Annotated in this window: 13 protein-coding genes and 5 pseudogenes; 10 read left to right on the top strand and 8 right to left on the bottom strand. The window is 59.5% G+C overall.

Annotated elements, in window-relative coordinates; all coding sequences use genetic code 11:
• Positions 1-9: 9 nt before the first annotated feature.
• The 5 genes from dnaQ to N7E02_RS15150 are packed head-to-tail and all read right to left on the bottom strand — an operon-like array spanning position 10 to position 3,578.
• The gene (gene dnaQ, locus N7E02_RS15170) at positions 10-714 is read right to left on the bottom strand and encodes a DNA polymerase III subunit epsilon (RefSeq protein WP_286582923.1); all 705 of its coding nucleotides are present in this window, start codon (positions 712-714) and stop codon (positions 10-12) included.
• The gene (gene coaE, locus N7E02_RS15165; protein ID WP_286582922.1) at positions 707-1,312 is read right to left on the bottom strand and encodes a dephospho-CoA kinase; all 606 of its coding nucleotides are present in this window, start codon (positions 1,310-1,312) and stop codon (positions 707-709) included. The genes dnaQ and coaE overlap by 8 nt, the downstream gene beginning before the upstream one ends.
• Positions 1,309-2,169 (bottom strand): shikimate dehydrogenase, encoded by an 861-nt coding sequence (locus N7E02_RS15160; RefSeq protein WP_286582920.1) that lies wholly within the window; start codon positions 2,167-2,169, stop codon positions 1,309-1,311. Before N7E02_RS15160 ends, coaE begins: the two co-directional genes overlap by 4 nt.
• Positions 2,162-2,749 (bottom strand): Maf-like protein, encoded by a 588-nt coding sequence (locus N7E02_RS15155; protein ID WP_286582919.1) that lies wholly within the window; start codon positions 2,747-2,749, stop codon positions 2,162-2,164. Before N7E02_RS15155 ends, N7E02_RS15160 begins: the two co-directional genes overlap by 8 nt.
• 34 nt (positions 2,750-2,783) lie before the next feature.
• Positions 2,784-3,578, bottom strand: a complete 795-nt coding sequence (locus tag N7E02_RS15150; protein WP_286583848.1) for a pyruvate, water dikinase regulatory protein — start codon at positions 3,576-3,578, stop codon at positions 2,784-2,786.
• A gap of 499 nt (positions 3,579-4,077) precedes the next feature.
• On the opposite strand from N7E02_RS15150, the gene hemE reads away from it, so the two are divergent.
• From hemE to N7E02_RS15110, 8 genes and pseudogenes are all read left to right on the top strand, one after another.
• Positions 4,078-5,037 carry a uroporphyrinogen decarboxylase gene (gene hemE / locus N7E02_RS15145; RefSeq protein WP_374730726.1) on the top strand — a complete coding sequence of 320 codons (960 nt, stop codon included), beginning with the start codon at positions 4,078-4,080 and terminating at the stop codon, positions 5,035-5,037.
• Entirely contained in the window at positions 5,037-5,582 is a 546-nt protein-coding gene (gene hemJ / locus N7E02_RS15140; RefSeq protein ID WP_286582914.1) for a protoporphyrinogen oxidase HemJ, read from the top strand. Before hemE ends, hemJ begins: the two co-directional genes overlap by 1 nt.
• Before the next feature lie 179 nt (positions 5,583-5,761).
• Entirely contained in the window at positions 5,762-7,027 is a 1,266-nt protein-coding gene (gene rho, locus N7E02_RS15135) for a transcription termination factor Rho (RefSeq protein ID WP_093001833.1), read from the top strand.
• 67 nt (positions 7,028-7,094) lie between these two features.
• Positions 7,095-8,396: a tRNA uridine-5-carboxymethylaminomethyl(34) synthesis GTPase MnmE gene (gene mnmE, locus N7E02_RS15130; protein ID WP_353622891.1), complete on the top strand. Its 1,302-nt coding sequence runs from the start codon at positions 7,095-7,097 to the stop codon at positions 8,394-8,396.
• A 25-nt stretch (positions 8,397-8,421) separates the two neighbouring features.
• Positions 8,422-10,299: a tRNA uridine-5-carboxymethylaminomethyl(34) synthesis enzyme MnmG gene (gene mnmG, locus N7E02_RS15125; protein ID WP_286582911.1), complete on the top strand. Its 1,878-nt coding sequence runs from the start codon at positions 8,422-8,424 to the stop codon at positions 10,297-10,299.
• Positions 10,296-10,916 carry a 16S rRNA (guanine(527)-N(7))-methyltransferase RsmG gene (gene rsmG, locus N7E02_RS15120; RefSeq protein WP_286582908.1) on the top strand — a complete coding sequence of 207 codons (621 nt, stop codon included), beginning with the start codon at positions 10,296-10,298 and terminating at the stop codon, positions 10,914-10,916. The genes mnmG and rsmG overlap by 4 nt, the downstream gene beginning before the upstream one ends.
• A gap of 13 nt (positions 10,917-10,929) precedes the next feature.
• Positions 10,930-11,725 (top strand): annotated as a pseudogene (locus N7E02_RS15115) (ParA family protein).
• A gap of 18 nt (positions 11,726-11,743) precedes the next feature.
• Positions 11,744-12,623: pseudogene (locus N7E02_RS15110) on the top strand (ParB/RepB/Spo0J family partition protein).
• Here N7E02_RS15110 and holA read toward each other — a convergent pair.
• The 3 genes and pseudogenes from holA to leuS all read right to left on the bottom strand — a co-directional run bounded on the left by holA (position 12,624) and on the right by leuS (position 16,828).
• A pseudogene (gene holA, locus N7E02_RS15105) lies at positions 12,624-13,657 on the bottom strand (DNA polymerase III subunit delta). It lies immediately after the preceding pseudogene.
• Complete coding sequence (locus tag N7E02_RS15100) at positions 13,645-14,205, bottom strand: hypothetical protein (protein WP_286582907.1); 561 nt, start codon at positions 14,203-14,205, stop codon at positions 13,645-13,647. The pseudogene holA and the gene N7E02_RS15100 overlap by 13 nt, the downstream one beginning before the upstream one ends.
• Positions 14,195-16,828: pseudogene (gene leuS / locus N7E02_RS15095) on the bottom strand (leucine--tRNA ligase). Before leuS ends, N7E02_RS15100 begins: the two are co-directional and overlap by 11 nt.
• A 180-nt stretch (positions 16,829-17,008) precedes the next feature.
• On the opposite strand from leuS, the gene N7E02_RS15090 reads away from it, so the two are divergent.
• The gene (locus N7E02_RS15090) at positions 17,009-17,668 is read left to right on the top strand and encodes a YggS family pyridoxal phosphate-dependent enzyme (RefSeq protein ID WP_286582906.1); all 660 of its coding nucleotides are present in this window, start codon (positions 17,009-17,011) and stop codon (positions 17,666-17,668) included.
• Between the two features lie 86 nt (positions 17,669-17,754).
• Positions 17,755-19,675: pseudogene (locus tag N7E02_RS15085) on the top strand (AMP-binding protein).
• Positions 19,676-19,683 lie beyond the last annotated feature (8 nt).

Genomic DNA, 19,683 nt, shown 5'->3' with positions numbered 1-19,683 from the left:
TTTTTATCCTCAGTTATCTCGATATTTCTGCCAGATCGCCTTGGCTTTCATCGATGCAATCATCGACGCATGCGTTTCCATGTCTTCGGCACTAAGTCGGTTCGGCAGGGCTCTCGGACGAACGCGATCCGTGACGACCACGATCTCGTCCGTCTCGACAACGGATGTCGCCTGTTCGACACTGCCGAGACCAAGCGCGGCCTGACGGCCGCCATTCATCTCGATATAGACTTCCGCCAAGAGTTCGGAGTCGAGCAATGCGCCGTGCTTGGTACGGTGGGCATTGTCGATGCCATAACGACGGCAAAGCGCATCGAGCGAATTTGGGCCCATCGGATGCTTGCGGCGCGCCATGGACAGGGTGTCGATGACCTGGTCGTTCGAAACCGGGGGAATGCCCAGGCGTTCGAACTCGGCGTTGATGAAGCCCATGTCGAAGGTCGCGTTATGGGCGACCCATTTGGCGCCGTCGAAGAAGTCGATGATCTCCTGCACCACGTCGGCGAAAACCGGCTTATCCTTCAGGAATTCATCGGTGATGCCGTGGATCGCCAGGGCGTCCGGATGAACCTTGCGGTCACCCGGGTTTATGAAGATGTGAAGGGTCTTTCCCGTCGGGAAGTGATTGAAGAGCTCGACGCCGCCGATTTCGATGATGCGGTCCTGCTTCGATTCAAGGCCCGTCGTTTCCGTATCGAAGATGATTTCACGCATTGCGTTCGCTCCTCACTCCCGATCTTAGGAGTTCGATGATCTGTCTGACCCGTGTTCTCGCCGCATCCATCCCATCGCTCGTATCGATGATGAAATCGGCGCAGGCTCGCTTTTCCTGATCCGGCACCTGACGATCGAGGATCAGCTTGAATTTTTCCTCCGTCATGCCCGGCCTGGCAAGGACTCGCTGCCTCTGTATCTGTGGATCGCAGGTGATGACCACAACGGAATCGACGCGATTTTCGCCGCCGGTCTCAAAAAGCAGCGGGATATCGAGAAGAACGAGATCCGCACCGGCTGCCTTCTGCATTTCCAGAAACTGCTTCTCCCGTGCCCGCACCAGCGGATGGACGATCGCTTCAAGCCGACGAAAGCCATCGGGTTGCTGCGACAATTGCCGTCCCAGTTCCGCCCGGTCGACAACGCCATCTCTCACAACACCGGGAAAGGCTGTGCCTACAGGTTTGACTGCGTCCGAGCGATAGAGGTCATGCACGACCGCATCGGGATCGTTGACCGGAATTCCTTCCGCCGCGAACATGGCCGCGGTGGTCGATTTTCCCATGCCGATCGATCCGGTGAGGCCGATGACGATCATGGCGCGGCCTGAATATCTTTGACGATCATCGCCCGGAGCGTCTCATCTACGGCTGGACGAATGCCGAACCATTTTTCGAAGCCGGGAGCGGCCTGGTGCAGAAGCATGCCAAGCCCGTCCGCCGTGGCAAATCCCTGCTCGCGCGCCTGTTTCAGGATCGGGGTTTCCAGCGGAACGTAGACGATGTCGGTCACCAGGGCACCTGACCGCAGCGGCGAGAAATCGAAGTCGGCGGATTCCTCACCGTCCATGCCAAGCGAGGTTGTATTGATGAAGAGGCCAGCGCCGGTCATGACCTCCGACAAGGCCGGCAGGGCATGGGCGTGAACCTTCGGACCGAAGCGGTCGGCCAGTTCCTGTGCGCGTGAAGGCGTGCGGTTGACGACATGGATTTCGCCGATGCCGCGATCGCGGACCGCCTGGACGACGGCGCGGCTGGCGCCACCGGCACCGAGAATGACCGCGCGCTCGGTCCTGTCCCAGCCGGCATTAATATCGTCGAGATTGGTCGCGAAGCCATAGCCATCGGTATTCGTCGCATACACCCGGCCTTCTTCCACCCACAAAGTGTTGGCGGCGCCCAGTTCTTTCGCCAGTTCGTCGGGACAGTCGGAGAGGCGGAAGGCGGTTTCCTTGTGGGGGATCGTGACATTGCCGCCACGAAAACCGCTCGTTCCGTCCTTCAGGGACGTGATGAAGGTGGCGAAATCTTTTTCAGCAACAGCCACGGCATCATATGTCCCGGCCAGAGAATGCTGCTTCAGCCAGTAGCGATGGATGATCGGGGAGCGGGAATGCTTGATCGGCCAGCCGGTGACGAAAGCCTTCGGTAGAACCGTTTCACGTGAATCAGCCATCGATTGCTCCCAGCTGGCGAAGTTGTTGCAGAAGCGGGAGCATGGGCAGGCCGAGAATGGTGAAGTAGTCGCCATCGATCTGCGAGAAAAGATGAATGCCCTCCCCTTCAAGCTGATAGGCGCCGACACTGCTCAACGCCTTGTCGCCGACCTTGTCGAGATATCGATCGATGAAACCTTCGCTGAGCTCCCGGACCGTCAGCCGTGCGTGGGAAACGTGATCCCATACGATCTTGCCATCGAGCGAAAGCGCGATGGCGCTGTTCAGCTGATGGGTCTTTCCGGAGAGGGACAGAAGCGTCTGCTTCGCCTCATCCCGGTTCTTCGCCTTGTGATAAACGCGCTCGCCTAAAGACATGGTCTGGTCGGAGCCGATGATCAGTGCTCCCAGGAAATGCGCCGAAACATCCAGCGCCTTTGCCTTTGCCAGCACTCTGGCAACCTCGTCCGGCTCGCCGTGGTCAGCGGAAGCTTCGATCGCGCGCTCATCGATATCTGCCGCACGAGCTTCAAATGCGAGACCTGCATTATCGAGGAGCATTTTTCGGAACGGGCTGGATGACGCAAGAACTAGACGCATGTCGGTATCACCTCCGGGGCAAGCCGGTTCGGCCTTATCTGAGCCGGGGGCGCAGTGCAAGAATCGCGGCCGCCGTCTCCTCGATGGAACGCCGCGTGACGTCTATGATCGGCCAGTTGTTTCGCGCGCAGAGCGCGCGCGCATATTTCAGCTCTTCGTTGATGCTGGCCCGGTCGATGTAGGTATGCCGATCGAAACCGTTGGAACTGCCGAGCTCACGATTTTCGCGGACCTGGGAAATCCTGTCCGTGGTGGCGATGAGGCCGACGATCAGCGGATGGTTCGCGCGGTAGAGTGCATCCGGAAGATCGACGCCGGGCACGATCGGGATGTTGGCCGTCTTGATGCCGCGATTGGCCAGATAGATGCTGGTCGGTGTCTTCGACGTCCGGCTGATGCCGATCAGGATGACATCCGCCTCGTCATAGGTCTCCGGCATCTGGCCATCGTCATGGTCCATGGCGAAGTTGAGTGCTTCTATCCTGGCGAAGTAATCGGCATTCAACGCGTGCTGCGCACCGACACGGCGGCGGGACGGAGCACCGAGATAGGCCTGGAACACATCGATGACCGGTTCCAGAACGTTGACGCAGGGCACCGCCATTTCCCGGCAACGCAGATCGATGACCGAGGCGAGATCCTGGTCGACGATCGTATAGAGGACGATGCCCGGTTCCTTGTCGACTGCTTCCAGCACCGTTGAAAGCTGCTTGCGGTTCCGGATCAGGGGATAGACATGCTCAAGGGCGTAGCTGCCCTGGAATTGCGCGGCTGCAGCCCGCCCCGCCGAGATCAGAGTCTCTCCTGTTGAGTCAGAAACCAGGTGCAGGTGGAAGAAGTTTTTCGGTTCTCCACGTTAGACTTTACCGTTTGTTGATAACCTGGGACAGACGACGGGTGCCGGGTTTCAGGGGATCCGCCCTTGGGAAAACCTGCGAGTTCTCCACAGACAGCGATCGCTTTGACAGCTTCACGGCAGCTCTGTGGGTTGCGTGGATAATTGTCGCATCCCCACTCAATGTCCACAAGCCATCCCCAAGCAGGATGCCGATCAGGTGGTTTCTAGGTCATTGAATCTTATTCGATATTTTTGCCTGTCCACAGAGGCGCTGAAATCAGGCCAGGATTATTCCGAGCGGAACCGGGGCAGGCTCGTTGCAGGGTTAACCTGTGGTTTGACTTTAATCCTTGATACCCACCGACTCTAAGAAATAGAAACCCTTTAGAAATTAGATTTTTTATATGAGGAAAAGAGATTGGCTGCTGCGAAGCGAAAGATCGTCGAGGTGCTGGAAGGCAAGACGATAACGCCACCACCGCTATGGCTTATGAGACAGGCAGGTCGCTATCTGCCCGAGTACCGTGCAACGCGCACGAAGGCCGGTGGGTTCCTTGATCTCTGTTATACGCCTGATCTGGCCGTCGAAGTGACGCTTCAGCCGATCAGGCGATATGGTTTCGATGCAGCCATTCTGTTTTCCGACATTCTGGTCATTCCCGATGCGCTTCACCGGAACGTGCGCTTCACGCCGGGCGAAGGTCCGCAGATGGACCCGATCGACGAGAGCGGCATCTATGCTCTGAAGGCAGAGGGTGCTCTTGGCCACTTGGGCCCGGTCCTGGAGACGGTTCGACGGTTGAGACAGGAACTGCCTGCCGAGACCACCCTGCTCGGCTTCTGCGGCGCTCCCTGGACCGTAGCGACCTATATGATCGCCGGGCACGGGACGCCCGATCAGGCCCCTGCCCGTCTCTTCGGTTACAGAAACCGCAAGGCGCTGGAACATCTCCTGGCATTTCTGGCGGAGATGTCGGCCGAGTATCTGATTTCCCAGATCGATGCCGGCGCCGATGCCGTGCAGATATTCGATTCCTGGGCAGGTGTTCTGGGAGAGACCGAGTTCGAGGATTTTGCCATCAAGCCCGTCGCGCGGATGATCGAGATCATTCGTGCCAAGAGGCCGCAGGCGAAAATCATCGCATTTGCCAAGGGCGCGGGGATGAACCTTCGTCACTACCGCCAAAAGACGGGCGCCGATGCTATCGGTCTCGACTGGAGCGTGCCGCTGTCATTCGCGGCCGAGCTGCAGAAGGAAGGGCCGGTGCAGGGCAATCTCGATCCCATGCGCGTAGTCGCCGGCGGAAGCGCGCTGACGGACGGTATCGACGCCATTCTGCAGACCCTGGGCAACGGTCCGCTGATCTTCAATCTCGGACACGGGATCACGCCGGAAGCGGACCCGGAAAACGTCACGAAGCTGGTCAAGCGCGTGCGGGGACAGGCCTGATGACGCCGGTGAATGGGCCCGGCGGCGAGAATGCCGGCAACAAGGCGAAAGCGCGCGCCTTCATCGCACTCGCCATCTTTCTCCTGATCCTGGCGACGACCTATCTGTTGAAGCCGGACGACCTCTATCTCTACATCAAGGCCTTCCATGTGATTGCGGTGATGTCGTGGATGGCGGGCCTGCTCTATCTGCCGCGACTGTTCATCTACCATTCGGACGCGCCGATCGGTTCGGAACAGTCGGAAACGTTCAAGATGATGGAGCGCCGGCTGCTCAAGGTCATCATGAACCCGGCAATGATGATCACTTGGTTGCTCGGCCTCTATCTGGCCTGGGATATCTTCCAGTTTCAGGGCGGGTGGCTGCATGCCAAGATCGCCATGGTCGTGGCCCTGACCGGCGTTCACATGTTCTTCAGCCGGGCGGTTCGGGATTTCGCGGCCGACAAGCCGCGGCGGTCGACAACATACTGGCGGATCTGGAACGAAGTGCCGACGGTGCTCATGATCGCGATCGTGATTCTCGTGATTATCAAGCCGTTTTAGGGGCGCCAAGCTTTTTCCGCCCAGCCCTCTTGCGGGTTGGGCGGGGAGTCGCTATTTTCCTGACACCTCCATCTCGTGGCATGCGTGTAACCTGACGTTTTCCCCGGATTGTCTTCCGCGGTAGCGAAATTCACCGACACGCCCAATCCCCCAATTATTTCTCAAGTGGTTTCCTCTTCATGGCTGAAATGAAGCTCCAAGAACTCAAAAGCAAATCTCCGACCGATTTGCTGACTTTTGCAGAGTCGCTCGAGGTCGAGAATGCCAGCACCATGCGCAAGCAGGAGTTGATGTTCGCGATCCTGAAGGTTCTTGCCAGCCAGGACGTCGAAATCATCGGTGAAGGCGTGGTCGAAGTGCTGCAGGACGGTTTCGGCTTCCTGCGCTCCGCCAATGCGAATTATCTGCCTGGTCCGGACGATATCTACATTTCGCCCTCGCAGATCCGCCGCTTCTCACTGAAGACCGGCGATACGGTCGAAGGCCCGATCCGTGGCCCGAAGGAAGGCGAGCGTTATTTCGCCCTTCTCAAGGTCAATACGATCAATTTCGACGATCCGGAAAAGATCAGGCACAAGGTTCACTTCGACAACCTGACCCCGCTCTATCCGAACGAGCGGTTCAAGATGGAACTCGACATCCCGACGTCGAAGGACAATTCGGCCCGCGTGATCGATCTCGTCGCGCCGCTCGGCAAGGGCCAGCGCGGTCTGATCGTGGCGCCGCCACGGACCGGTAAGACGGTTCTTTTGCAGAACATCGCTCACTCGATCACTGCCAACCATCCGGAATGCTACCTGATCGTTCTTCTGATCGACGAACGTCCGGAAGAAGTGACGGATATGCAGCGCTCGGTTAAGGGTGAAGTTGTTTCCTCCACCTTCGACGAGCCGGCGATCCGCCACGTTCAGGTGGCCGAAATGGTCATCGAAAAGGCGAAGCGTCTTGTCGAGCATGGTCGTGATGTCGTCATTCTGCTCGATTCCATCACCCGCCTCGGTCGTGCGTACAACACAGTCGTGCCGTCTTCCGGCAAGGTTCTGACCGGTGGTGTGGATGCCAATGCATTGCAGCGCCCGAAGCGCTTCTTCGGTGCCGCCCGTAACATCGAGGAAGGCGGTTCGCTGACGATCATCGCAACGGCGCTGATCGATACCGGCAGCCGTATGGACGAAGTCATCTTCGAAGAATTCAAGGGTACCGGCAACTCGGAAATCGTGCTCGACCGCAAGGTTGCCGACAAGCGCATCTTCCCGGCGATGGACATCCTCAAGTCCGGTACGCGTAAGGAAGACCTGCTGGTACAGCGCCAGGATCTACAGAAGATCTTCGTTCTTCGCCGTATCCTCGCGCCGATGGGAACCACGGACGCGATCGAATTCCTCATCGACAAGCTCAAGCAGACGAAGAACAACGGCGACTTCTTCGACTCGATGAACACATAATCCTTAGCCGGATTCTTGATTGACTTGAGGGCGTCCGATCTTTCGGGCGCCTTTGCCGTTTCAGCACATGGGTGAAGACATGACGCAGGCCACCATCTTCGCGCTCTCGAGCGGTCAGCTTCCGGCAGGTGTGGCCGTTATTCGCATCAGTGGTCCGGCAACGCGCGAGGTGCTGACCGTGATGCTGGGTTCGCTCCCTCGCTACGTCAAGCAAGTCTTAGAACGATCTCGCCGGCGTAACGGTGATGTGCTGGATCAGGGCCTCGTTCTCTTCTTCGCTGGCCCTCAATCCTTCACAGGGGAAGACTGCGCGGAACTGCAGGTCCATGGCAGCCGAGCTGTCGTCAATGCAATCGGTGCTGAACTGACGGAGTTGGGGCTCCGCCAGGCCGAAGCGGGTGAATTTGCGCGACGCGCCTTTGAACATGGCAGGCTGGATCTCGTCGAGGTCGAGGGTCTGTCGGATCTCGTTTCCGCCGAGACCGAAATGCAGCGCAAACTGGCGCTGGAGACTGGTATGGGGGCGCTTTCGGCGACTTATCACGCCTGGGCCGAACGCCTGACCTATGCGCGTGCGATGATCGAGGCGGAGCTGGACTTTGCCGACGAAGAAGATGCGCCGGCTTCTGCTACGTTGCTGATCGAAAAGGATATCGAGAAGCTTCTGGCGGAAATGGCCAATGCTGTGAACTCCGGCAAATCGGCAGAGATCGTTCGCGATGGATTTAAGGTTGCGATTATCGGCGCGCCTAATGCCGGCAAGTCCAGCTTGCTGAATGCAATGGCAAAGCGAGAGGTCGCGATCGTGACCGACATAGCGGGCACCACGCGCGATGTCCTGACCGTCGATCTGGATCTAGATGGATATCTCGTCAAGCTCTATGACACGGCCGGCCTGCGAGATGCGACCGATCTCGTTGAACAGGAAGGCATTCGTCGGGCAAGACAGGCTGCCGGATCTGCAGATCTCGTGCTTCAGCTCACGGATATCGATTCGCATCCGGAACAATATGATTTACCGGGAGCAGCGCTGCAGATAGGGACAAAAGCCGATCTTCGCGGCGTGCGCGATGGTTTCGACATTTGTATTTCCGCCGCGACCGGGCTTGGCCTGGATCAGCTACATCGCGCTATTGTCGAAAGGGCCAAAAGCAGTTGGCAGACGGGCGCTTTCGCGGGCAAGCCTCGGCATATGGAGTTTATCCAAGCATCTTCCAAATTGATCGAGAATGCGATACAGGAACCGCGGCTCGAATTGAAGGCGGATAGCCTGCGAGCGGCCGGCGATATGCTGGGCAGGATCACGGGACGTGTAGACGTCGAGGATCTTCTGGACGTGATCTTCTCGAAATTCTGCATTGGCAAGTGATTCACGTGAAACACATGAGGTTTCCATGGACGAAATGACCTTCGATGTGGTGGTCGTCGGCGGCGGGCATGCCGGTTGCGAAGCCGCGAGTGCGGCTGCGCGTGTTGGCGCCAAGGTCGCTCTCGTCACCCATCGCCGCGACACGATCGGCGTCATGTCCTGCAATCCTGCGATCGGCGGGCTTGGCAAAGGGCATCTGGTTCGCGAGATCGACGCGCTTGATGGATTGATGGGGCGGGTTGCCGATGCGGCCGGTATCCAGTTTCGTCTCCTCAATCGCAAGAAGGGTCCAGCCGTTCGCGGACCGAGAACGCAGGCCGATCGACGCCTCTATCGCGAAGCAATGCAGCGCGAGATCAGCGAGCATCCTAATCTGTCCGTTATCGAAGGCGATGCCTTCGATATAGAACTGGACGATAACTCCTCCGTCGTTGCCCTCCTTCTCGCGGATGGCCGCCGCATCAGCTGCGGCTCCGTGGTGCTGGCGACGGGAACCTTTCTTCGCGGTCTTATCCATATCGGACAGCAGAAGATTCCGGCCGGCCGTACCGGCGAGGCGCCCTCGCTCGGTCTGTCCGAGACGCTGAAGCGCCACGGCCTCGCGCTCGGCCGTCTCAAGACAGGAACGCCGGCACGGCTGGATGGCCGGACGATTGATTGGGCTTCCATCGACAAGCAGGAGGCAGACGACGTCCTGACACCGTTCTCATTCATGACGGATAAGATCAGCAATCCGCAGGTTGCCTGTGGTGTGACGAGGACGACGGCTGAGACGCATAAGATTATTGCTGACAACATCCATCTGTCCGCGATGTATTCCGGCCAGATCGAAGGCGTCGGTCCCCGCTACTGCCCTTCCATCGAGGATAAAATCACACGCTTTGGCGAGCGCGATGGCCATCAAATCTTTCTCGAGCCGGAAGGTCTCGATGACCCGACGGTTTATCCAAACGGCATATCGACTTCGCTGCCCGCCGAAGTCCAGGACACATTTATCCGCACTATCCCTGGTTTGGAGAAGGTGCAGATCCTTCACCCCGGCTATGCGATCGAATACGACCATGTCGATCCGCGAGAGCTCGAGTTGTCGCTGGAGACGAAGGCTATCGGCGGTCTTTTTCTCGTTGGCCAGATCAACGGGACAACGGGTTATGAAGAAGCGGGCGCGCAGGGCCTTGTCGGCGGCTTGAATGCCGCACGCCGGGTTCAGGGGTTGGATGCGCACGTCTTTAGCCGGACCGATTCCTACATCGGTGTGATGGTGGATGACCTGACCAGCCGGGGCGTGACGGAACCCTATCGCATGTTCACGTCGAGGGCGGAATTCCGCCTATCGCTGCGTGCGGACAATGCCGATATGCGACTTACGCAGCTGGGTATCGAATTGGGTCTGGTCGGATCGGCAAGAGCTGAGAAGTTCACTTCTTATCTTGGCGAATTGGATATGGGCCGCAAACAGCTCAAGGCTCTTTCGACGACTCCGAATGAAGCGGCACGCCACGGGCTTCATCTGAACAAGGATGGTCAGCGGCGCAGCGCTTACGAGATCTTGTCCTATCCTGACAGCTCGATCGAGTCACTGCGTTCTATCTGGCCCGATCTTGGCGCCATCTCTCCGCGCATTGCCGAGGCGCTCGAGATCGAGGCAGGTTATGCGGTTTACATGGAGCGCCAGGCGAACGATATTCGCTCTGCCCGGAGGGACGAGGCTCTGGAGATACCAGAGGCTTTCGATTTCCAATCGATTTCAGGCCTCTCAAACGAACTGAAGCAGAAGCTCATCAAGCTGAAGCCGCGGACGATTGCTCAGGCGGCGAAGATCGAAGGAATGACGCCCGCCGCAGTCACGCTGCTTCTCGCGCTTGTCAGAAAATTCGACCTACAGGTAAGGAAAGCTTCGTGAGTGCCAATCTGATTCCCGGTGTTTCACGTGAAACGCGCAGCAAGTTGGACACATTCGCGGAGCTGTTTCTGAAATGGGCCAAGACGATCAACCTCGTTGCGCCTTCCACAAAGGATGATGTCTGGAGCCGACATATCGGTGACAGTGCCCAGATCTTTAATCTGGCTCCAAGGCCCGGCACCTGGGTCGATCTTGGATCGGGAGGTGGATTTCCCGGGATCATCACCGCTATCTTGCTCTCGGAGCATGAAGCCGGCTGGGTCCACTTGGTGGAAAGTAATCAAAAGAAGGCCGCTTTTCTGCGTGTTGCCTTGGCTTCCACGGGCGCGCGCGGCCAGGTTCATGCGGTTCGCATCGAAGAAGCGGCCAAGATAATTCCCGAATGCGATTTTATTTCCGCGCGTGCTTTGGCTGACCTTGACCTGCTGCTCAGCTACGCCTCACCATGGATGCTGGACCGCGAGTCAACCGCTTTCTTTCATAAAGGCCGGGATTATCAGGCCGAAGTGGATAAAGCGCATGGCGGCTGGCAATTTGATTTGGTAAAACACCAGAGTTCAATTCAAGCGGATTCGGTGATCCTGGAGATCAATCATCTTCAGCGAAAGATGCCGTAGAATCGGGTGCAGGATGTTTGACAGACGTCGGATCATCACCATTGCCAATCAAAAGGGCGGCGTTGGCAAGACAACGACCGCCATCAATCTGGCAACAGCATTGGCAGCCATCGGCGAAAGCGTGCTGATTGTGGATCTCGATCCGCAGGGGAACGCGAGCACGGGCCTTGGCATCGACCGCAAGGATCGCAAGGTTTCTTCCTACGATATCCTCGTCGCCGATGTGTCCGTGGCGGACGCAGCGGTTGAGACGGCTGTGCCTAACCTCTCCATCGTGCCATCGACGATGGACCTGCTCGGCTTCGAGATGGAAATCTCGCAAGCGCAGGACAGGGCTTATCGGCTGCGAACGGCTCTTGTGACCGAGGGAGCGGAGAAGTTTTCCTATATTCTTCTGGATTGCCCGCCGTCCTTCAATCTTCTCACGATGAATGCGATGGCTGCAGCGGATCTCGGTGCTTGTCCCGTTGCAATGTGAATTCTTTGCGCTGGAAGGTCTTAGCCAGCTGCTTGAAACGGTTGATCAGGTTCGCCGTACCGTGAATCCTCGGTTGGATATCCAGGGCATTGTGCTGACCATGTTCGATGCCCGCAATAATCTCGCGCAGCAGGTTGTGAGCGACGTCAGGACCTACCTCGGTGAAAAAGTTTATCAAACCCTGATCCCGAGGAATGTTCGCGTTTCGGAAGCGCCGTCATATGGTAAGCCGGCTATCCTTTATGATCTGAAATGCGCTGGCAGCCAGGCCTATCTGCAATTGGCATCCGAAGTCATCCAGCGCGAAAGAATGCGCAAAGTCGCCGCCTAAGAACGTCAGGTAAGTAAAATGAGTGATGATGTATCGAAACGGCGCCTCGGGCGCGGACTGGCTGCGCTGATCGGCGAGATGGATCAGCCGATGCCGAGCGGCGCTGCCCCGGCCAATGTCAGCGCCGATCGCTTGGTGCCGATCGAGAACATCACGCGCAACCCGCGCAACCCGCGCCGCCACTTTGATGATGCCGAGTTGCAGGATCTGGCGAGCTCCATCAGGCAGCATGGGATCGTGCAGCCGATCGTGACCAGAACGCTGGCCGAGGGTCAGTATGAGATCATCGCCGGCGAGCGTCGCTGGCGCGCCTCGCAGCTTGCGGGGTTGATCGAAGTTCCTGTTATCGTCCGCAATGTGGACGACAGGACGGCGCTCGAGATCGCGATCGTGGAAAACGTTCAGCGCTCGGACCTTAATCCTCTCGAAGAGGCGCTCGGCTACGAACAGCTGATCGCCGAACATGGCTATACGCAGAACGATCTGGGCGACATCATCGGTAAGAGCCGAAGCCATGTGGCCAACAGCCTGCGTCTTCTCAAACTCCCTCGCCTGTCCGCGACATGCTTTCTTCCGGGACGCTGTCTGCCGGCCACGCACGTGCGTTGATCCCGACATCCGATCCCACGGCGCTGGCAAAGGCGGTCGTCGCCAAAGGCATGTCTGTGCGCGACGCCGAACGGCTGGCGCAGAACGATATCAAGACGCAGGGCATGCCGCCGCTCGAAACGAAGTCGGCAAACAAGGATTCCGATACGCTGGCGCTGGAGCGCACACTGACGGATTCCTCGGCCTCGACGTGAAGATCAACCACAAGGGCGGTCCCGGTCAGATCAGGATTTCCTACAAGAGCCTTGAGCAGTTGGAAGAGATCTGCCGCCTGCTGGAACGGCGGTAATTACTGCCGTTTGGCCTGCAGGGCTGCGCCGAGCAGTGCATGGAATACGATGCTCGGCTCCAGGCTCTGCCGTTGACGCGACATCAGCACGGCATTCTGGATCCGCTCCGCTTCACGCGTGACCGCCTCAGGGCGCCATGACTTCAGGGCCCGTTCGAATATGGGCTTTCGCTTGAAATGGATATGGCGGCCGAGCGTCATCATGACCTGGCCCGATTGCGCGCGCTTTTCCTCCATCTCGATCTTCATCGAGTCGAGCAGCTGAAACTGTTTCAGGCAGGATTGCAGGATCAGGAAGAGCGGCGTCTTGGAGCTCAGGATCTTCTGGAATGCGCGATGAAAGGCCGGCAGGTCGCCGGTCAGGATCGCATCGACCGCGTCGTCGGCCGAGATGCTGCTCGCATCGCCGATGATCTCATCGACGTGATGTTCCTCGATCTTGCCCATGCCCCGGCAATAGAGCGCGAGCTTGCGGATCTCGTTGCGGGACGCGACGCGGTCTCCCCAAGCTGGTCTATCAGATGGCGTCTAGCCTCGGGTGTGATGGCGAGCCCTTCGGTTGAGAGTTCGGTATCAATGAGAACGTTCAGTGCGCGTGCGTCATCGGCATAGCAAGGCACGACGGCGACGTCCCTGGAAGGCTCGACGATCTTCCTGAGCCCGCTGCCCTTCTTGAGGTCGCCGGCTTCGATGATCAACCTGTTGGCGGGTGCACCCTGCTCCAGGATCGCCTGCACGGCGTCCAGAACGGGTTTCTCATTGTTGACCCCACGCAGCCAGACGAGCTTCTCGCCGCCGAACAGGCCGAGTGCATTCACTTCGTCGATAAGACGGCCGGGATCGCCCTGCAGGTCGGAGACATCGAGCTTCAAAAGCGCGAACGGATCATCGAGCGCGACACCGCTGCGCTTGGCGAGCTGGCCGGCACGTTCCGACACCAGCCCGCGGTCCGGGCCGTAAATCACGTAGAACCGGTAGAGCTCGGCGCCCTTTTCAAGGAAGCGCTCGAACTCATGCGATTTTATTTCTGCCATGTCGGCTGCTGGGGAGGCTCTTTGGCCAGTACGATGGCGATGTCAGCGCGGATGAATTCTGCGAGTTCGCGGGCGGCACGGTTCTCGGCATCGCGGATGGCGCGAACCTTGGCAAAGCTCTGGCGCGAGACGTCGATCAGCGACACGCTAGAATGTTCTCCGCGCTTCAGCACCTGACCGTCACTTGTCCGCGTAACGGTGTAGGCACCGGTAACCTGCACGCGGCCCGGGACCGGGATTCCGGCTTCGGCGAGACCGTCATCATCCAGCACGTTGGAAGACGTGCTGGAGACGTTGAGCGTGACATCGTAGGCCGGGTTCAGCGGTTCCCCTGCCCCGCCGCTGGCGAGGAAAATCAGCTCATTGCGGACGACTTGCTCCACGCGGTTCTTTGCATCGGCGAAGCCCACCGAGGTCAGCTTGGCGCGGGTGCCGCCAGCCTCGGAATAAAGCGGGCGAACCTGGCAGCCGGCAAGGCCTGCGCAGACAACCAGGCCGAGGACGAGAAGACTACGGCGCGGGGAAATGGACGAGCGGTCAGGCAACAATGTTCACGATCCTCTGTGGGACGACGATGATCTTTTTCGGCGCACGGCCTTCAAGCGCTGCCTGCACCACATCCAGTGCCAGAACTGCTTTCTCGACGGCAGTTTGATCCGCGTCGCGCGCGATTGTCAATTCGGCGCGCTTCTTGCCGTTGATCTGCACCGGCAATGTGACATCGTTTTCAACGACAAGCGCCTGATCGAATGCCGGCCAGGCGGTCTCAGAGACCATTCCCTCATTGCCAAGCACGGTCCAGCATTCCTCGGCCAGATGCGGCGTCATCGGCGCAACGATCTGGATCAGGATCTCGGCGGCATCGCGAACGGCTGCGCGGTAGGCTGCATCGCCCCTGCCGGCAGCAACATCCGTCAGCGGGCTCGCAAGCGCGTTGACGAGCTCATAGATGCGCGCCACGGCCTTGTTGAAGGATAGCTTGTCCAGATCGCCCTGCACGGCCTGCAGCGTCTTGTGCGCGAGCTGCGAGATGGCGAGCGCTTCGCCGTCCTTGGCAGGCGCCGGCTGGACGCCGGACAGGTTTTCCGCGGCTTCCGAGATCAGGCGCCACAGGCGCTGGGTGAAGCGGTGGGCGCCTTCGACGCCGGCTTCCGACCAGATCACATCGCGATCGGGCGGGCTGTCGGACAGGACGAAGAAGCGGGCGGTATCGGCGCCGTAGGAGGCGATGATATCGTCCGGGTCAACGACGTTCTTCTTCGACTTCGACATTTTCTCAATCGAGCCGATTGTTACCTCTTCGCCGCTCTTGATGAGGGTCGCCTGGCGCTTGCCATCGATTTCCTCGATCCTGATATCGGCCGGGGAAACCCATTCGCCGTTCTGGCCGGACGAGCCGAGGCGATAGGTCTCGTGTACGACCATGCCCTGGGTGAAGAGGCCCTTGAAGGGCTCCTTGACCGCCACATGGCCGGTTTCGCGCATGGCGCGGGTGAAGAAGCGGGAATAGAGCAGGTGCAGGATCGCGTGCTCGATGCCGCCGATATACTGATCGACCGGCAGCCAGTGGTTGGCGACCTTCGGATCGGTCGGCTGGTTCAGCCACGGTGCAGTGAAGCGGGTGAAATACCAGCTGGAATCGACGAACGTATCCATCGTGTCCGTCTCGCGACGTGCATCGTGGCCGCATTGCGGGCAGGAGACGTGGCGCCAGGTCGGGTGACGGTCGAGGGGTTGCCCGGGAGGTCGAAGGTGACGTCGTCCGGCAGTTGCACCGGCAGGTCCTTCTTCGGCACCGGCACGACGCCGCAGACTTCACAATGGATGACCGGGATCGGGCAACCCCAATAGCGCTGGCGGGAAATGCCCCAGTCGCGCAGGCGGAAATTGACCTTGCGCTCGCCCTGAGGCTCGTTGCCGAGCGTCTGGCCAGACAGCCTTTCGGCAACCATATGGAAGGCTTCGTCGGTGGTCTTGCCATCGAGGAAGCGGGAATTGATCATCACGCCGTCATCGACATAGGCCGTTTCGCCCACCTCGAAGGTTGCTGCATCGCCATCCTTCGGCATGACGACCGGGACGACCGGCAGGTCATACTTGCGGGCGAAATCCAGGTCGCGCTGGTCTCCGGACGGGCAGCCGAAAATGGCGCCCGTGCCGTATTCCATCAGCACGAAGTTCGCGACATAGACCGGCAGTTCCCAGGAAGGATCGAGCGGATGTTTCACGCGGATGCCGGTATCGATGCCCTTTTTCTCGGCCGTTTCCAGCGCCGCCAGCGAAGTACCCTGACGGCGGCATTCCTCGGCGAAAGATCTCGATAGCCGGATTCTTGGCGGCCGCAGCCTTGGCCAGCGGGTGGTCGGCGGCGATTGCCAGGAAGGAGGCGCCGAACAGCGTATCCGGACGGGTCGTGTAGACCGTGACCTCGCGCTCGCCGGCCGGTGCCGTCGAAGCGACGATTTCCCAGCGGACGGCCATGCCCTCGGAGCGGCCGATCCAGTTCTTCTGCATCAGGCGGACCTTTTCCGGCCACTGATCCAGATTATCCAGCTCGTCCAGCAGATCCTGGCTGAAATCGGTGATCTTGAAGAACCACTGAACCAACTCGCGCTGCTCGACCAATGCGCCGGAGCGCCAGCCGCGGCCGTCGATCACCTGCTCGTTGGCCAGAACCGTCTGGTCGACCGGGTCCCAGTTAACCTTGGACTGCTTGCGGTAGACCAGGCCCTTTTCCATCATGTCGAGGAAGAGATGCTGCTGCTGCTGGTAATACTCGACGTCGCAGGTGGCGAATTCACGAGACCAATCCAGCGACAGGCCCATGGCCTTCAGCTGCTTCTTCATGGATTCGATGTTCTGGTAGGTCCAGGACTTCGGATGGGTCTTGTTGTCGCGCGCGGCGTTTTCAGCCGGCATGCCGAAAGCGTCCCAGCCCATCGGGTGCAGGACGTTGAAACCGCGGGCGCGCTTGTAGCGGGCAACCACGTCACCCATCGCATAGTTGCGCACATGGCCCATGTGAATGCGGCCGGACGGATAGGGGAACATCTCTAGGACGTAGTACTTTTCCCGCGGGTCGGCATTGTCGGTTTCGAAAACCTTTGCCTCGTTCCATTTCTGCTGCCAACGGGGCTCGGCATCGCGCGGGTTGTAACGTTCAGTCGCCATTTGGATGATATTCCGGGAAATCAGGATAAAGAGTCGGGCAGACCTTCACCATGAATGGCTGCAAGCGTCAAGTTTTTGAGGCTCGGCGCGTACCAAACTTTGATGCGGAATGCCCTTGGCAGAGGCTCATATGGGCTTTAATCGCTGGTCTCACAAGAATTGCGGAAAGGTGGCGAAGCGATGAGCGTCGAAGAACGGTTGCAGGATGTGCGGGAACGGATCGCCAAGGCGGAGGCCTACGCAAAGCGGCCAACCGGTAGTGCGACGCTCGTGGCTGTCTCCAAGACGTTCGATGTCGACGCGATCCGTCCCGTGATTGCGGCCGGTCAGCGGGTGTTCGGCGAGAACCGGGTGCAGGAAAGCCAGCTGAAGTGGCCGGAACTGAAGGCCGAGACGCCGGGCATCGAACTGCACCTGATCGGACCGCTGCAATCCAACAAGGCCGCCGATGCGGTCGCGCTGTTCGACGTGATCGAGACCGTGGATCGCGAGAAGATCGCCCGGGCACTTGCCGATGAAATGAATAAGCAAGGCAGGACGCCGAAGCTCTATGTGCAGGTTAACACGGGGCTCGAGCCCCAGAAGGCCGGAATTGCGCCGGAAGACACGGCGGCCTTCGTGGAATTCTGCCGTGGCGAACTCGGCCTTTCGATCGAAGGCTTGATGTGCATCCCGCCGGCGGAGGAGAATCCGGGTCCGCATTTCGCGCTGCTCGGCAAGCTCGCCAAGGAATGCGGCGTCGATAAACTGTCGATGGGCATGTCCGGTGATTTCGAGACGGCTGTCGAATTCGGCGCGACCAGCGTGCGTGTGGGCTCGGCGATTTTCGGAAGCCGGTAAGCGTTCCCCTTCGTCGGGGTTTCCGGCACCCGCCTTCCGGCCTAGATTGCCTTCATCAGGCTAGGCTCATGTAACGGGAGGTGCATATGCAAAGCCGCTATTTCGACGTCTATGACGCGTGGGAGAATGATCCGGAAGCATTTTGGGCGGAGGCAGCCGAGGCGATCGACTGGTTCAAGCCGGCGGAAAAGGCCTTCGATCAAAGCCAAGGCGTCTATGGCCGATGGTTCGTCGGCGGTGAGACAAACACCTGCTTCAACTGCCTGGATCGGCATGTAGCCGCAGGACGCGGCGAGCAGCGCGCCTTCATCTTCGACAGCGCCATGACCGGTGAGCGCAAGAGCTTCACCTATGCGAAGGTCCTTGCCGAGGTGCAGGCAATTTCCGCCGTGCTGCAGGATCTCGGCATCGGCAAGGGCGACCGGGTCGTCATCTACATGCCGATGGTGCCGGAAGCGGTGTTTTCGATGCTGGCCTGTGCACGTATCGGCGCCGTGCATTCCGTCGTTTTCGGTGGGTTTGCTGCGCAGGAACTGGCCGCAAGGCTGAACGATTCTGGAAGCGAAACTGATTATCTCGGCAAGCTGTGGGCTGGAGCCAGGGCGCGTTGTTGCCTACAAGCCGCTGATCGACAAGGCGATCGAGCTCGCCAAGGCCAAACCCGACCACTGCCTGATCCTGCAGAGACAAGAGCTCATCGTGCCGCTGAGCGCCGAGCGGGGAGAACTCGATTTCTCCGAGACTGTCACCCAGGCGCGCGGTCGGGAGGTCGAGTGCGTGCCGGTTCAGGCGACCGATCCGCTCTACATTCTCTATACGTCAGGAACCACCGGACAGCCGAAGGGCGTGGTGCGTGACAATGGCGGCTACATGGTGGCGCTCGCCTGGAGCATGCCGAACATCTTTGGCATGGCGCCCGGCGAGGTGTTCTGGACCGCATCCGATATCGGCTGGGTCGTCGGCCATTCCTATATCGTCTATGCGCCGCTTCTTAACGGCAATACGAGCGTGATCTTCGAGGGAAAGCCGGTCGGCACGCCGGATGCCGGCGCGTTCTGGCGGGTTGTGGCCGAGCATGATGTGAAGGTGTTCTTCACCGCACCGACGGCGTTCCGGGCGATCCGCCGCGATGATCCCGAAGGGGAACTGGTCGAGAACCACGATCTTCTCGGGTTGCGGGCACTTTTCCTTGCCGGGGAGCGGGCGGATCCCGAGACGCTGAAATGGGCGGAGCAGAAGCTGAAGGTGCCGGTCATCGATCATTGGTGGCAGACGGAAACGGGCTGGCCGATTGCGGCCAATACGATGGGCCTTGGCCTGATGCCGTTCAAGCACGGGTCGCCGACGCGGCCGATGCCGGGCTATGCGATCGATGTGCTCGACGATAGCGGACAACCGGTGCCGCCCGGCACGCTCGGCAATCTCGCCATCAGGCTGCCCCTGCCTCCGGGCTGCCTGCCGACGTTCTGGAAGGCCGATGCGCGTTTCAGGGAAGCCTGCCTCGACGAGTTTCCCGGTTACTACAAGACGGCGGATGCGGGCATCGTGGACGAGGACGGCTATGTCTTCGTCATGGCGCGCACGGACGATATCATCAACTGTGCCGGCCATCGGTTGTCGACCGGGTCGATGGAGGAGGTCTGCGCCAGCCATCCCGATGTGGCGGAATGTGCCGTCATCGGGGTGAAGGATCGGATCAAGGGGCAGATCCCCTGCGGCTTTCTCGTGCTGAAGAACAATGTTTCACGGGAAACGGAAGAAATCGCGGGCGAAGTTGCTGCCATGGTGCGGAACGAGATCGGTCCGGTCGCCGCGTTCAAGACGGTGATGGTGGTGCCGAAACTGCCGAAAACCCGCTCGGGAAAGATCCTTCGCGGCACGATGCAGAAGATTGCCGACGACCTGCCCTGGACGATGCCGGCGACGATCGAGGATCCGGGGACGCTGGATGTCGTCAGGGACACGCTGCGAAGCCATGGCTTCGCTCACGAGAAAGAACGCGCCTAGCGCTAGTG

Source organism: Terrirhizobium terrae, assembly GCF_030323265.1.
GTDB lineage: Bacteria > Pseudomonadota > Alphaproteobacteria > Rhizobiales > Rhizobiaceae > Neorhizobium.
This window is presented reverse-complemented; position numbering and strand designations above follow the sequence as displayed.

Coding starts and splice junctions, on each gene's coding strand:
- rho (WP_093001833.1), top strand. CDS start 5,762: ATGGCTGAAATGAAGCTCCAAGAACTCAAAAGCAAATCTCCGACCGAT.
- hemJ (WP_286582914.1), top strand. CDS start 5,037: ATGACGCCGGTGAATGGGCCCGGCGGCGAGAATGCCGGCAACAAGGCG.
- hemE (WP_374730726.1), top strand. CDS start 4,078: ATGAGACAGGCAGGTCGCTATCTGCCCGAGTACCGTGCAACGCGCACG.
- coaE (WP_286582922.1), bottom strand. CDS start 1,312: ATGATCGTCATCGGCCTCACCGGATCGATCGGCATGGGAAAATCGACC.
- N7E02_RS15155 (WP_286582919.1), bottom strand. CDS start 2,749: ATGCGTCTAGTTCTTGCGTCATCCAGCCCGTTCCGAAAAATGCTCCTC.
- N7E02_RS15090 (WP_286582906.1), top strand. CDS start 17,009: ATGAGCGTCGAAGAACGGTTGCAGGATGTGCGGGAACGGATCGCCAAG.
- mnmG (WP_286582911.1), top strand. CDS start 8,422: ATGGACGAAATGACCTTCGATGTGGTGGTCGTCGGCGGCGGGCATGCC.
- dnaQ (WP_286582923.1), bottom strand. CDS start 714: ATGCGTGAAATCATCTTCGATACGGAAACGACGGGCCTTGAATCGAAG.
- mnmE (WP_353622891.1), top strand. CDS start 7,095: ATGGGTGAAGACATGACGCAGGCCACCATCTTCGCGCTCTCGAGCGGT.
- N7E02_RS15160 (WP_286582920.1), bottom strand. CDS start 2,169: ATGGCTGATTCACGTGAAACGGTTCTACCGAAGGCTTTCGTCACCGGC.